Raw genomic sequence first — 14,561 nt, forward strand, 5'->3', positions numbered from 1 at the left:
CGCTCCCCCGTTTCTTTCATCATGCTGTCTATCTCGGCCTCCGTGCGCCATCCTGTTCCTGCGTTCCTTCCGCAAAACGTGAGGAACTCCGGAAAAAAGCCGGGACGGACACTCCCGGCAACCGTGCCGCCAGGGAGCGGAAATCCTCTTCACGCATCACGTTCCCCGCCGTCGCCAGGGCATCCGCCATCGCCGCGGAAGGCGCCTGCACGCTCACCTGCCTGCCCTCCGTCATGCCCAGCCCCGTGCGGGGGTCCAGCACATGGGAATACTCCGCACCGCCGATCTTCGCCATCTGGCGGGCGCTCCCGGAGGTGGAGACGGCGGCATGGCTCAACAGCAGCACCGTATTCTTCCCATTACCTTCATCCACCAGCAGCCGCCATCCCCGCTCCCCCGGTGGGGGGGCGCCGGCCATAACGTCGCTGGTGCTGTCAATAAAGAAGGAACGGATTCCTCTTTTTCTCAAAATCTCCGCCATCCGGTCCACGGCAAACCCCTTGCCCATGCCTCCCAGGTCCACCCTCATTCCGGGAACCGTTTTGACCGCGGCCCCCTTGCCGACGGACAGCTTTTCCCATCCGGACGCCCGGAGCGCACGTTCCAGTTCCCCGCCGGACGGGAGAACGCCGTGGCGGCGGCTCTTCTTCCACAGGCGGATGCAGGGACCGAGCGTGGGGTCAAAGGCGCCCTTTGTCAGCCGGGCATAATCCAGGGCCAGCAGAAGAGCCTTTTCCAGCTCCGGGGAAACGGGGACGGAAACGCCGTTTTCCGCGGCATTCAACCGGGCCAGACCGCTCCCCGCATCCATGGCGGACATCACCTTCTCCCAGCGGACGGCGCAGGCAAGAGACTCCATGCAGGCCTTCTCCGTCTGCGCCGCATCCATCCCGTGCCCGGGATAGGCGCGCACCGTAAACACCGTTCCCATGGCCGCACCCCGCACCGTTACCCTTCCATCCGGAGCATGAACGCAGGAAAGCGGCTCCGGCGGGGCGGAAGCCGTTTCCCTCTCCCGCCCCCGGCTTGTCCCCGCAGCAGCCAGCAGGCAGGAACAGCACGCAGAAACAACGGCCAGCCGGAAAAAAGAACTCATGCGCACCTGCGGGATCATGTTCCAAAACCTACTCCGCACAAACAAACAGGAGCAAGGACCGAGTGCGCCATGGAGACGCCGTCATCCCATCCGCTGACAAAACCGGGATGACGTTATTTCATTTGAAGCTGGCGCACGCCCCCCTTTTCATGATAAATGGAACGGTTCCACGTTCTTGCAAATTTTCCCCTCTTCATCGTCATGACCAGATTCCTGCTCTCCCTGTGGCTTCTTTTAACGCTCCCCGTTTCCGCCAGCTGGTACGGTGACGAAGTAAAAGCCGGTTCCGACATCATCATGGTGGACCTGCTCTACCCCTACTGGCCGGAATCCACCTACTTTTCCTGCTGGAACCTGGACATGTTCCCCAAGGGCGGCTACTTCTATGCCGGCGTGGCGGCCAACGCCAACGACAACACGAACCTGGAAACCTACCGCCCCTCCACCGTATGGTCCTTCTGGCCCGCTCCCGTTTACGAAGGGCGGCAGGTGCGCAACGTGTACGTCAATCCGCACGTTTACGCCCAGCAATACGTGGGTGAAGGAGCTTCCGGAAAGGCCGGGGGGCGCGACGTCCCGTGGATCAAGACCAAGCAGTGGTACACCATGCTCATGCGGACCTGGGGCGCGGACGAAGCCAGGAAGGAATGCTACGCCGGCTGGTGGATGAAAGACCAGGCCGGCAACCGGTGGCACCACATCGCCACCTTCCGCATTCCCTATGCGGCCACCGGCTTCAAGGGGAACGGCGGCTTTCTGGAGGACTTCGGGCACGGGGGCCGCAAGCAGAGGGAACTGTGGCGCGGCAAGGGCTTCTACAGGCACAACGGCGCGTGGGAAAAATGTGATACCGTTTCCATTAACGTTCCCAAGGAAGGAGGCATGAAATACAGCGGCTGGACGGTCCACCAGACGGAAAACGACTCCATCCTGACCATGTCCTATACGGAAAACAGGCAATTTCCCAGAAACCTGGAGCCGGGCCGCAAGCACACGTTCAAGCTGAACCAGCCGGACAAGCCCGTGATGGACGCCATCGCGGCGGAAGGCAACGCGCGCCACAACGGCAGCCAGGTGATCGTGGACTGGACGCTGGCGGAAACGTCCTCCCCGCAGTTCGGGTACAAGATAGAGGTCTTTGACAATCCGCAATACTCCGGAACTCCCATTTACACGGTGGAGGAACAAATCCCGCACGTACGCACCAAAGCTGTCGCGCTCCCCCGGGACATCCCCCAATGCTTCGTCAGGCTCACCATCACGGACATCTTTGACCAGCAGAAAACCCTGAAACTCGCCAAGGCCGCCGCGGAAGCACCCCTCAAAGGGCTGCCCGGCAAAAAAGAACTGTCCAGCGGCCTGGAATACAAATACCTGGAAAACAAGGACGGATGGTCCAAACTGGCGGAACTGGACTTCTCCAAGCCGTTGCGGACCGGCGTCTCCCATGGATTTGACACGGCCCTGCGCGGAGCCAGGGAAGGACGATTCGCCTTTGAATATGAAGGCTTCCTGGTCGTCCCCCAGACGGGGGCCTACACCTTCGCCCTCCAAACCTGTGACGGAAGCCGCCTGGACGTCGGCGGAAAAACCGTTATTGACAACGACGGACTGCACAGCACGTCGGAAAAGCGCGCCTCCGTCTTCCTGGAAAAAGGCGTTACGCCCATCAAGCTGACCTACTTCAAGAAAAAGCCGGAACACGAATTCACCGTGGCGTGGGTGGGCTGGCAGTACGGCAACCGCCCCATGGAGGAAATACCGCTCGCCAGCCTCATGCGCCCCAAACGGGCGGACATACCGGAAGCCAGGCTGGAAGTGGGCGGCAAGGGACCGGAACGCGTGCTGAAAACAGCCATCTCCTCCGGACGGGTGAACAAGGTGGAATACTACAACGGCGCCAAGCTGGCCGCCGCCGCGGACGCAGCCCCCTTCACCACTCCCCTCATGCTCTTTGACGGAGAAAACAAACTGTGGGCGCGCGTCTTCTACAACGGTTCCCATACAGTGGACACCCCCGTCGTCCCCGTCCATTCCCAGAGCCGCATCACCCCCGGCTGGGAAGCCATGCTGCGCGGGGAACCGGGGCTGCCCCACTCCATCAGCGGCGCGGGAAACGCCTTTCGCTTCGTGGGGGAAGGGGAATACCTGGTCAGCAAAAAAATCAAGGGTGACTTCATGCTGACGGCCCACATCAGCTCCATCAGCGACAAGGCGCTGGACACCGGGGACGACTGCTGGGCCGGCATCATGGTGCGCAAGGACACGGGAGCCACCAACTACGACGATGAAATCGCCGTCTTCCGGACTGTGGGCCGCGGCCTCCGGTGCAGCGCGGACTTCAGCGACTACGGAACGGGGCGCCAATCCACCTTCACCCTGAACAAGGACCACTCCTGGGTGCGCATCATGCGGCGCGGCAATGAATTCACCTGCTTCACCTCCCCGGACATGAAAAAATGGGAAATGGGCATGCAGCGCATCATCCCGATGAAGGAGGAAGCCATCGCCGGCATCACGTTCAGGACCATTCCGGGCAAGGGCAAGGGCATCTTCTCCGCCGCCATGGACGGAATCTCCATCAAACCCGTCAAACTCCAGCCGCACAAGATAACCGCCGCCATGCCTGCCGGAAAAATCATCGGCTATTCCCTGCTCTCCCCGGATCTGGCGGTGGCGCGCTACCGTTCCGGAGCGGACCTGCTGGAACGCAAAAACGGAACCTACGCCCACAAGCCCCTCACACTGCCCAGGGGCGTCAAAACCGTCCGTTCCATGGCGCTTGCCGGGGACAAAATGTTCCTGCTGGCCCCCACCTCCCAGGGAGGAGCCCTGTTCAGCAGCAAGGATATGGGTAAAACGTGGACCGTCGCCAACGCGGATGTAAAAGTGGACCCGTCCCCCATCTCCTTCATTGCCGGGGAGCTCATCTCCGTCAATCCCCGGAATCCGCGGGAAATCATCGCCGGTTCGGACCGCGCCGGACTCTTCATGAGCACGGACGGCGGAGACACCTGGAACAACGTGGGCCTGGTGGGGGAACCCGTCACCAACGTCGGCTTCCATACGACCGCCCAGGGCAGGATTGGAGCCGTGACGGCGGACCGCAAGGCCAACACCAGCAAAATCTTCATCTCCACCAACAACGGGAAGAAATGGAACCAGAAAAACGAAGTGCAGGGAGCGGGCTTCCTGAGACTGGTGTACGACACCCGCGCCGCAGACCAGCTCTACGTCTTCTCCACCCAGGGCGTTTACACCTCCTTCAATGACTGCCGCACCATGAACCGCGTGCTCCAGGGGCTGCCCGTCACGCAGCCCACGCTGGCGATCGACAGGCGCCGCCTGGACGATACCTTCATGCTCGCCGTCCCGCTGGACGGCAAGGGCGTGTACTCCAGCGAACGCAACGCCAGAAATTGGCAGAAGCGTTCCGACAAGGAAGACTGGGGAGCCGCCTTCAACCTGCTGATTGACACCGCGAACAACAGGCACATTACCCTGTACGCGGAAAAAGGCATCTATGAAAGCACGGACGAAGGCAAAACCTGGAAACAGGTCTATCCGGGCCATTGAACCAGAATGCTCTCCTTCTTCTCCCATGAACAAAGGCACTCCGGCGCGGGGCGTTCCCTGCAACGCCAGAGGAGCTCATGCAGTTCTCTCATTTTCTCCGCCCTGGCGAGCGTTTCCGCCGACCTTAACAAGCTCCGCTTCCTGGCGCCAGGCGGCTTTCCTCTGAAACCGGACGGATTACGCCATCCTAGGCAGGAACAGCCTCCATGCGGCTTTCCCCATCACAATCATGCGCGCAGCCGCAGTGCTTCCCGCACTGCGGCCTGACAAAATCTGCCCGGGAACGCCTCCTTATCTGGCAAACAGGGCATGGATGCGGCGGCAGACCTCATCCACGTTCTCCCGTGAATTGAATGCGGAAATGCGGAAGAACCCTTCCCCCCTGGAACCAAAGCCGGAACCGGGCGTAATGACCACATTCGCCTCATACAGCATCTTGTCAAACATCTGCCAGCTATCCAGGCCGTCCGGACACTGCACCCAGACATACGGGGCGTTTTCCCCGCCCCACACGCGCATGCCCGCCTGGCGGCAGGCATTCAGCAGCAGCGCGGCATTCCCCAGGTAATGGCTGATCAGCACGGCGGTCTGCGCCATGCCTTCCAGCGTGAACAGGGCCGCGGCGCCCCGCTGGACGATGTAGGAAGCTCCGTTGAACTTCGTGCTGGTGCGGCGGCTCCACAGCTGGCTGATGAGAACCTTGTTCCCCCCGGAATCATGGCCGTGCAGCTCCTTGGGAATCACCACGTAGCCGCAGCGCACCCCCGTGAAGCCCCCCTGCTTGGAAAAGGAGCGGAACTCAATGGCGCAATCCCGCGCGCCGGGAATTTCAAAAATGGACTTGGGAACGGCGGAATCCTGTATAAATGCCTCATACGCGGAATCGTACAAAATAATGGCGTGGTTCGCCCGGGCATACTCCACCCATTTCAGCAATTCATTCCGGGAAGCCACGGCCCCGGTAGGGTTGTTCGGGAAGCACAGGTAAATCAAATCCACATGTTCATCCGGCAATTGCGGCACAAAATTGTTCTCCGGCGTGCAGGGGAGGTACACCAGTCCCTCATACGAACCGTCCGCGCTGGAATCCCCGGTATTCCCGGCCATCACATTGGTATCCACATACACGGGATAAACCGGGTCCGGCACGGCGATCCTGTTGCCCGGCCCGAAAATGTCCAGAATGTTGCCCGTATCGCACTTGGCGCCGTCAGACACGTAAATCTCATCCACTTCCACATGCACGCCGTGGACCTGGTAGGCCTTTTTGGCGATAGCCTCCCTCAGCCAGAAATAGCCTTGCTCCGGACCGTAGCCGTGAAAGCGCTCATGGGTGGACAAATCGTCCACCGCCTCGTGCATGGCTTCAATGGCCGCCATGGGCAGCGGTTCCGTCACGTCTCCGATGCCGCAGCGGATCAGCCTTTTGGCCGCCTCCGGATGGGACTCGGCAAACGCATTCACGCGGCGCCCTATTTCCGGGAACAAATATCCCGCCTGCAGCTTGAGGAAGTTATCGTTAATATTAGGCATGGTTTTAATAGTAAGTGTCTCATTCCATACCCTCCACGGGAAGGAATCAAGGCCCCGTTCCGGCATGGCTCCCCTCCCTGCGTCACTATCTCCGCACACCCCTTTTCCTGCGGGTCCCTCCGCGCGGACATGGAGCCGCTGCCTATCTGCGTTTCATGCTCCGCATCAAACTCTTGTCTTCCCGGCTAACACGCAGGGATTCAATAATTTTTTGCAAGGCCCTGTTGTAAGTGAAATCGGACAGGGACGAATTCCTCAAATACTCCAGCGTCAATGCCGGGAACTTCACATAACAGACGGAAACCGCCCAGGCCACCGCCATGCCCACGTAATAATCCTCATGCCGCACGCCATCCAGCAGGGCCAGCACCTGCTCCACGTAATCCTCCGTAATGAAATGGGCCAGCATCATCACCACGGCAAAGCGGACATCATAGACCCGTGCGGACGTTAAATACGGCTGGATGAACTCCCAGACCAGGGCAGGATGCTTTTTACAAAACTTCAGGCTGGTGCAGAAAGTATCGCAGACAGACCAGTTATCCATGCGGGGCACGAAGCGCGCGACCTGTTCCAGGCGCTCTTCCGGCTCCATGCGCGCCAGCGCTATCAGCATGCCGTCCAGCATCACTTCCTCCGCATACGGGTCAACGGCTGGATTTTCCAGCAGCTCCCGCCAATTCCCCCCCGCCACCTCGCGGGCAAGGTTCCGGAGAACGGGGAGGCGAACGCCCAGCAGACGGTTGACGCCGGGAATCAGGGAAGCGGAGAACTTCTGAAACTCCGGTTCCGCCAACGCCTCAATCCTTTCCCTCAACTGCCGCCTGCTCTCAATCATGGGCGCCATCCTACATGGAGGCTATGCGCCGCACAAGGGGGAATTCCCGTATGAGAGGCGGCGGAACCCATGCGGAATCCCCCTTGGAAGGCCCTTCCGGAGACGCGCCTAAAAAGGAATTGGCGGCTTCCCGTCTTCTGTGGTAGCCTGCGGACAGGCAGCAAGCCGTCCCCTATGCCCTCCAGCCTTCAACAATTCAAATGTCCCGGATGCGGCACTCCCTTTTCCGCGGCGGATGTGGACAACCGCCGGGACACGGTCACCTGCAGCAGCTGCGGACTTTCCACCCCCTGGACGTCCCTGGTCCGGGAGCATGAATTCCATGATGTGCCTGCGGCCCCTTCCAGGCATCTGACGGTAACATCCGCCCATGGAAAAGTCACGCTCACCTACAGGCATTCCTTTGCCAAAATACTTCTTTACACGGGACTGGCCGTGGTCTGGGGCATCATCACCCTGGTGCTCGTCCTCCTGTCCTTCGGGCCGGGGAAAACGGACTTCGCGCTGCCCGTCTTCACCACCTTCTTTGCCGTCACGGAAGCCTTCATCATCTTCCTCTGCGTTGACATGATGCTGGGAAAAGCCGTTCTCCGGGTGGAATCGGGTAAAGCGTCCCTTTTCCGGGGCATTGGTCCGGTGGGGAGCACATGGGCTTTTCTCCTTCCCGCGCAGGCCCCGATCATGATGGAGCGCAAGGGAGGGGAAAAGACGGACTATTGCCGCATCTCCGTGCCCCAGCCTTCCGGAAGGCCGTTTTACTTTTCCGGCGGCATTTCAGACCCGGAGACTCTTGAATACATCGCCGCCGTTCTGCGTCAGTTTCGCGCCTGAACCCGGAATTTTCACGGTCATGACGTGGTTCCCTGGAACGAAAAAAGCCGTTCCATGGTCCAAAAAAGACAATAAAAAATCTTATGATCATGAACGAACTGGAAATCATCGACGTCCGCGGCCGTGAAATTATCGATTCGCGGGGCAATCCCACCGTGGAAGTGGACGTGGCCCTGGCCGGCGGAGCCATCGGACGCGCATCCGTCCCCAGCGGAGCCTCCACCGGGGAGCATGAAGCCTGGGAGCTCAGGGACGGGGACGCCAAGCGCTACGGCGGCAAGGGCGTTCTCAAGGCCGTGGAAAACATCAACAAGATCATCGCGCCGGAAGTCTCCGGGCACGATGCCACCCTCCAGCCGGCCATTGACAAAATCATGATCGACCTGGACGGCACGCCCAACAAGTCCCGCCTGGGGGCCAACGCCATCCTGGGTGTTTCCCTGGCCGTGGCGAAGGCCGCCGCCATCCAGCTCAATCTTCCCCTCTTCAAATACCTGGGCGGCCCGAACGCCAAGGTGCTTCCCGTCCCGATGATGAACATCATCAACGGAGGCGCTCATTCAGACTCCCCCATTGACTTCCAGGAATTCATGATCATGCCCAAGGGCGCGCCCACCTTCCGGGAAGCCCTGCGCTACGGCGCGGAAGTCTTCCATGCGCTCAAGGACGTGCTGCACGACCGCGGCCTGTCCACCGCCGTGGGGGATGAAGGCGGCTTTGCCCCTTCCCTGAAATCCGCGGATGACGCCCTGGAATGCATCGCCCAGGCCGTGAAACGCGCCGGCTACACGCTGGGCACGGACATCTTCATTGCCCTGGACGTGGCTTCCTCCGAATTCTACGACCCTTCCCAGAACCTGTACGTCTTCAAGAAATCGGACGGCCGCGGCAGAACGGCGGAGGAACTGACGGCCTACTACCAGGAGCTCCAGAAAAAATACCCCATCATCTCCATTGAGGACGGCTGCGCGGAAAACGACTGGCTGGGCTGGGAACAGCTCACCAAAGCCATGGGCCACAATACCCAATTGGTGGGGGACGACCTCTTCGTAACGAACGTGGAATTCCTGAACCAGGGCATTTCCCGCCATGTGGCGAACGCCGTGCTGGTGAAGGTCAACCAGATCGGCTCCCTGACGGAGACGCTGGACACGGTGGAACTGGCCAAGGACAACAAATACTCCGCCATCATCTCCCACCGCTCCGGGGAAACGGAAGACGCCACCATTGCGGACATTGCCGTAGCGACCAATGCCGGGCAAATCAAAACCGGCTCCCTGAGCCGTTCCGACCGCATGGCCAAATACAACCAGCTCCTTAGAATTGAAGAGGAACTGGGGGATGACGCAGTTTATGGTGGCAAAATCCACATTTTATGATCAAAAATGTTTTGTTTAACTGCAAAGAATGCTCTGGAGACGCCGCTATTACCATCGTTTTACCTTGGCGGAGCTTGAAATCCGCCGGGAGAAACGTGCCCTGATCGTCCAGAGGGCTCTCCGCCTCTTTGCCATCGTCCTGGCCTTGTGCCTGACCATGCTGCTTTCCCTGGTGTGTTTCAAGCCATGGAAGGACCTGCGCTCTCTGGAGCATGAACGTTCCTTCCTCCAGGCGCATCTGGAAAAATCCAGGGAGCAGATGGAACAGGCTAAAAACGAATTCATCTGGATTTCCCAGGACCCCCATTATTTTGAAATGATCGCTCGAGACAAGGGCAATCTGGCCCTTCCCGGTGAACATATCCTCCGCATCGCGGAACCCAAGCGCCTGAAATAAGGCGCTTTTTTAACGAAAAAACGGGACCATGAAAACCATGTCCCGTACCGGTCAACGGAACGTTCCAGTCCAAACCAGGGCGTTTGATCCCACCCGGCCTCCATCCAGCCCGGTTATCCGCAGCGGGATAGGGGCAGCCACGGGAATGGCAACCATGCCGCGCGGCGGAAAGGGACGGTTCCGCATCCCCGCTACCCTGCCGGCAGGCGCCGCTGCGTATTGACCGCAACGCAGGGCCCCTGGCGAGACCCAATGCGGCCTCATTCAGGCTGTTTGTCCGGCGTGGCCTTGTCGTACTCCCTCATCAGCTTGGCGGACCAGCTGATGCTGTCCGGGAAACGGCACGCGGGCGTCGTGGTCAGGTACGTTCCCAGCTTCCTGGCCAGGGAATCCGCATCCTGGTGCCTGGAAAAATATAAATCCTTCTGCTCCTGGGGGTCATCCGTAACGCTGTAAAACTGCGGAGCGCGGTCCGGCACCAGCAGGTACTTCATATCCCCGTCCAGCACGGCGGACGTATAATCCGTGCACCAGAACAACGTGCGCGGAACAGGCGTTCCCCTGTTCGCCACCAGCTCCAGAATATCCATGCCGTCCAGTTTCTTGGGGATTTGACGTCCGTTTGCCTTCAGCAGGGCCGGAAGCAGGTCCACGGTGGAAACGGGCTGCTTGCAGACGCTTCCGGGAATCAGCCGCTTGTCCGCCGGATACCTGATGATGAAAGGCACGCGTACGCCCCCCTCAAAATGCTGCCTCTTGGCACCCCGGAAAGGAGCGTTGCAGGAAGACGCTTCCGGAGCGCCGCCGTTGTCCGACAGGAACACGACAATCGTGTCCTTTTCCAGACCGTCCTTCTTCAAGGCATCCAGAATGCGGCCTATTCCCTTGTCCATCGCATACACCATGGCGCAATAAATCCGGCGTTCCCTGTCCTGCACGTTCTTGAATTTGGCGATGTCCTCCGGTTTGGCTTCGTTGGGCCAATGGGGAGCATTGTAGGAAACGAACATGAAAAACGGCTTTTTATCCTTGTTGGACTCCTGGAGGAACTCAACCGCCCTGTCCGTAATATCGTCCGTCAGGTAGGTAATATCCGTCTTATCCGTAAAATTGGACACAATCATGGAGGGATTCAGGCCTTCAGCCTCCTTCTTCACGGGAAAATAAGACCGGGAACCTCCCAGGAACCCCCACCAGCGCGTGAAGCCGCGTTCCGGCGGCGTGTGTCCTTTCGTGTGGCCCAGATGCCACTTGCCGAACACCGCGCTCCGGTAGCCGCAGGGGTTCAAATACTCCGGAACCAGTTTTTCCGTCAGGGGCAGCCCGTAATGGGACTCCGGAAGGTAATCCACCTGGATATTGGGATTCGTAGTAATGCCGTAGCGCTTCGGAAAACGGCCCGTCAGCAGCCCCATGCGGGAAGGGGAGCACATCGGCGCCGTCACGTACGCCCGGGAACAGAACACGCCCTCCTTCGCCAGCCGATCAAGGGCAGGCGTTTTAATCTGCCTGGACCCCGTGCAGCCCAAATCCCCGTACCCCAGGTCGTCCGCCAGAATGACCACCATGTTCGGCGGAGTGGCCGGGCGGCTCTGCGCCCCCGCCGCCCCGCAAAGCAAACTGCACAGAATCAACAATAGATGCGCTTTCTTCATCATAGTTTAATTTACGCGGCTTGCCTGCCATATCAATCAAAATATTAATTCTGAAATTTCCGGGGCAATCCTGCAAGCGGCATCCATGACTCTTTAGCAACGAATTTGCTAAAAACAGGACGATTTGCCCATCCAATTATTTCCCGGAAATGGATACGAAGCCTTTCCTTCCGCGCTGCTCCCACGGACAGACGCCCCCCTGCTGCCGGAGAAACAGCTCCATCAAAGCGTTTCCAATCCGGCGGCAATAAAGGCCGGCTCCCCCTGTCATTCCTTCACCTTCCCTGGAATGCCGGAACAGCAGCCCTATCCTCTCATCTGCCGCAGAAGGGCCGCCACATACTGCTGGGCTTCCTTCTCCGCAATACCTGTACCGAACTCAAACGGCTTGCCGTCCGGTTGTTCCACTACAATCTTGTTCAGCACCTTATTATTCTGCTGTATATTACTCGCCTCAATGGAAATGCGGGAATCCTTCGCCAGAAGAAACTGCTGGCGGCGGCCCAGGCTCCCAACCCCGCGGAACAGCTCTCCCGTTCCGGGCGACAGGGTCAGCGTCATACGGCCGAACAACACATAAACGGCGCCCAAAAACGTACCGAACCCGACCAGAACGAAAGGAATCAGGAACAATTGCCCGAATAAACTCTCATGGGCCATTTTCCCCATCATCACAAATATGGCGGCGTATGTAATAGCATTCCAAATCAGTGCAAACAGCAACAGGAAAAATCCGGCTCCCTTGGGCTTCCTGTACGTTACTTCCAATCCCCGTGCCGTTTTTGTCACGCTCATGCGCCGGGGAATGGAATCAAGGATTTCCTCATCCCTTTCCTCCTGAACAAGCTCTGAAAACCTGCTTATCTTGTTGCAGGCGCGGCATAAAGCCATATCCGTGGCCATATTCACATCTTCCATCGCCAGCAACGCGCCGCACATCGGACACTTCAATTCAACAGGGGTAGTCATGCCCGGAATTCTAACAAACTTTTATGTTCAGAAAAGCATAAAAATCACAGCGTTACCGGCCTCTCCATCCTTCACAAAAATACCGTTTTTCCGGGAACAAGGGATAGACGGCTTTAAGTTGTCCGGAAAGGAAATTCCGTCTGCCTTGGGAAACTGTTGTCCTTAAGCGTTTGTCCTGCTTCACGGCTTTACCTTCTGCGCATCCCTAGGCATTCCCTTGTACAAAAATTCCGTGGACGGAGTACGCCCCACCGTCCGATTGATCAAGTCCGGGATTTCCTTGTCCGCATAGCCCGCCATCCGGAGGTAATTCTTCACCGCCCCGCTCTGGCCCGGAAACAGGTTCACCAGCATTTCCACAAAATACTTCATTCTGGGAACGGAAATATAATTTTTTAACCTTTTATTCCTGATATTGTTTACTGCCAGCTTGTTGAGAAAGACGTAATACTGGGGATTGACATTGCAAACGATATCACGTTTCTTGAGTTCTTCTTCCAAATACTTCCGGTTTAACGGAACGAACGACTTTTTCAGAACCTCGTGCTTCTCCTCCAAATCCGGATCGTAACGGTTCCGGAACTGCGCATAGATGGAAGCCGCATAAGTGGCCAGCAAGTCGGACAGCGTCTTGCCCCGGAGATGGAGGCGGCGCGCCATCGGAGAGGCGTCACGGCTCATCACGTAGAGGAAGGAAAACATGTCATGTTTGACGGCATGATCATTATTGTCAAAAATGCTCTCCGGCGTCGCCTTGTCGTAGTCGGCGGGATAAAGGGGAGTTTCCGCGATATAATAGAACAGCCAGAGCTGCAACGCCAGCTCCTCCCGCGTGATCTGCTTATTGCTAACAGAAGCGCATTGGCCCAGCACGGAGCGTGCCTCTGTATAAAACTCCCCCAGCCGCCCTTGCGCCAGCTTCTCCCGCAAGCCGGACAGCTCCGCAGGGGGAGATTTAAACGGGTCCAGGCACACCGGGGAAGGCAGGGCATGTCCCAGCCCTACCATACAGCATAGCATGGCGAGAAAGGTAAACACTTTCATTGGATTATTTCCAAACATATTCATAATTCATTAGATGATAGCATAAATCATAGGATATGGCGCGACCGAATTTCCTGATGGCAATTTGGACTTCTTCAAATTCTCCTTCCATTCCTTCGAATTTCACATACTCAACCTTGAACCTCTGCTCCACGGTTTCCACTTTGAGGATATCGTCACTGGTCGACTCTTTGCCGCCTTTCCCATCATGGACTTTCCAATCGCAAGTCCAAAACCATTCCTGCGGCAACTTAGCTCCATGTATGGCGTTATAATTTGCCATATATATCACCCGGTCAATGAATGAATTATTTTGTTCAATGCTCCTGGGGTCATCGCATCCATGCTCCGTATGCGGGACGCCCAATTTTATTTCATGTTTTTGCGGATCGGGAGGAGGGGTCGGCATGACATAGGTCAATCCTCCATCGCGTTCAATCAGTTGGATATTTCCAAAATTCACCTCCGTAGGTTCCACCGTCAATTTAACATCAGCAGCCACAATAATGATATTGTGATCACTGGGAAGATCGGCCTTGACGGGAACAACTGCCGTCAGCTTTGTCGGTACAAGAATCTCAAAGGCAATGGTTTTTTCCAGGCCTTCACTCGTGGTGACGGTGACTTCCACCTCTCCCTTCTTTTGTATTCTCTTATTCACCGTCAATGTAACCTCTTCGAGCCCCTCGGTTTTTTCGGGAAGAGAGGCAAGAGCTTCTCCTTTGGTAATCTTCCACTGCAACTGAGAAACATCCCCCTTGGGCTTTCCGGTCAAAGTCAACAAAACATCTTCCCCCATGCCGAGTTTTTTGCGCTCCTTGTCCGTCTTCTCATCCACATCCTTTCCCTGCTCTTTGGCAATATAGAAATCGGCCGAACACAACGTCGTTTCCGATTTTATTTCCAGCGCCTGTACTTCATCAGGAACATCTTCTCCGGCCTGGGCAAAAGCTCCAAACCAGTGGCCCATCAATATCAGGCCGATAGAACGTATTTGAAATAGAGACAACATGGCAAGGAGGGGAAGTTGGCATATCGTTGCCTTATCCGGGTAATTTATTTATTTGAAGATGTAAAGAAAAAGTTGAAAATACTAATCGTACTCCATGAATTACCAAGCTATTTCCCCTATTTTCCCGGAACGCCATTCTCTTTTCCGCAAAAAACGGCGGCTTCCGCCATGCGGAGGACGCCGGAACGTTCCGGTTATCGGACAAACTGCCGGTTCCAGCATCCCAACACC

The 14,561-nt window shown here is 57.6% G+C and carries 11 protein-coding genes; 4 read left to right on the forward strand and 7 right to left on the reverse strand.

Annotated elements, in window-relative coordinates; translation table 11 throughout:
- Positions 1-28 precede the first annotated feature (28 nt).
- Positions 29-1,096, reverse strand: a complete 1,068-nt coding sequence (locus tag P8A25_RS11100; protein ID WP_215442328.1) for an FAD:protein FMN transferase — start codon at positions 1,094-1,096, stop codon at positions 29-31.
- A 201-nt stretch (positions 1,097-1,297) separates the two neighbouring features.
- Here P8A25_RS11100 and P8A25_RS11105 point away from each other — a divergent pair, with 201 nt between their 5' ends.
- Positions 1,298-4,672: a DUF3472 domain-containing protein gene (locus P8A25_RS11105; RefSeq protein ID WP_215442329.1), complete on the forward strand. Its 3,375-nt coding sequence runs from the start codon at positions 1,298-1,300 to the stop codon at positions 4,670-4,672.
- 291 nt (positions 4,673-4,963) lie between these two features.
- Here the strand turns inward: P8A25_RS11105 and P8A25_RS11110 are convergent, their stop codons facing one another.
- Together P8A25_RS11110 and P8A25_RS11115 are read right to left on the reverse strand one after the other, a co-directional pair.
- A complete protein-coding gene (locus P8A25_RS11110; RefSeq protein WP_022398138.1) occupies positions 4,964-6,205 on the reverse strand; it encodes an LL-diaminopimelate aminotransferase in 1,242 nt (413 codons plus the stop codon).
- A gap of 142 nt (positions 6,206-6,347) precedes the next feature.
- Complete coding sequence (locus tag P8A25_RS11115; RefSeq protein WP_215442330.1) at positions 6,348-7,043, reverse strand: DNA alkylation repair protein; 696 nt, start codon at positions 7,041-7,043, stop codon at positions 6,348-6,350.
- A gap of 174 nt (positions 7,044-7,217) precedes the next feature.
- Between P8A25_RS11115 and P8A25_RS11120 the strand changes: the two genes are divergently transcribed.
- From P8A25_RS11120 to P8A25_RS11130, 3 genes are all read left to right on the forward strand, one after another.
- Positions 7,218-7,874, forward strand: a complete 657-nt coding sequence (locus P8A25_RS11120) for a hypothetical protein (protein ID WP_215442331.1) — start codon at positions 7,218-7,220, stop codon at positions 7,872-7,874.
- Positions 7,875-7,963: 89 nt separating this feature from the next.
- A complete protein-coding gene (eno, locus tag P8A25_RS11125; RefSeq protein ID WP_102721326.1) occupies positions 7,964-9,253 on the forward strand; it encodes a phosphopyruvate hydratase in 1,290 nt (429 codons plus the stop codon).
- Positions 9,254-9,281: 28 nt separating this feature from the next.
- On the forward strand, positions 9,282-9,650 hold the full coding sequence (locus P8A25_RS11130; RefSeq protein WP_022197005.1) for a septum formation initiator family protein: 369 nt from the start codon (positions 9,282-9,284) through the stop codon (positions 9,648-9,650).
- A 260-nt stretch (positions 9,651-9,910) separates the two neighbouring features.
- On the opposite strand, the gene P8A25_RS11135 is transcribed toward P8A25_RS11130, so the two are convergent.
- The 4 genes from P8A25_RS11135 to P8A25_RS11150 all read right to left on the reverse strand — a co-directional run bounded on the left by P8A25_RS11135 (position 9,911) and on the right by P8A25_RS11150 (position 14,330).
- Entirely contained in the window at positions 9,911-11,308 is a 1,398-nt protein-coding gene (locus P8A25_RS11135) for a sulfatase-like hydrolase/transferase (protein ID WP_215442332.1), read from the reverse strand.
- A gap of 303 nt (positions 11,309-11,611) precedes the next feature.
- On the reverse strand, positions 11,612-12,274 hold the full coding sequence (locus tag P8A25_RS11140; protein WP_022398143.1) for a hypothetical protein: 663 nt from the start codon (positions 12,272-12,274) through the stop codon (positions 11,612-11,614).
- 180 nt (positions 12,275-12,454) lie between these two features.
- On the reverse strand, positions 12,455-13,318 hold the full coding sequence (locus tag P8A25_RS11145; protein ID WP_146020119.1) for a hypothetical protein: 864 nt from the start codon (positions 13,316-13,318) through the stop codon (positions 12,455-12,457).
- 4 nt (positions 13,319-13,322) lie between these two features.
- Positions 13,323-14,330, reverse strand: a complete 1,008-nt coding sequence (locus P8A25_RS11150; protein WP_102731588.1) for a hypothetical protein — start codon at positions 14,328-14,330, stop codon at positions 13,323-13,325.
- Positions 14,331-14,561 lie beyond the last annotated feature (231 nt).

Origin of the sequence: Akkermansia sp. BCRC 18949 (genome assembly GCF_045011645.1) — a bacterium.
GTDB classification, from domain to species: Bacteria; Verrucomicrobiota; Verrucomicrobiia; order Verrucomicrobiales; family Akkermansiaceae; genus Akkermansia; species Akkermansia massiliensis.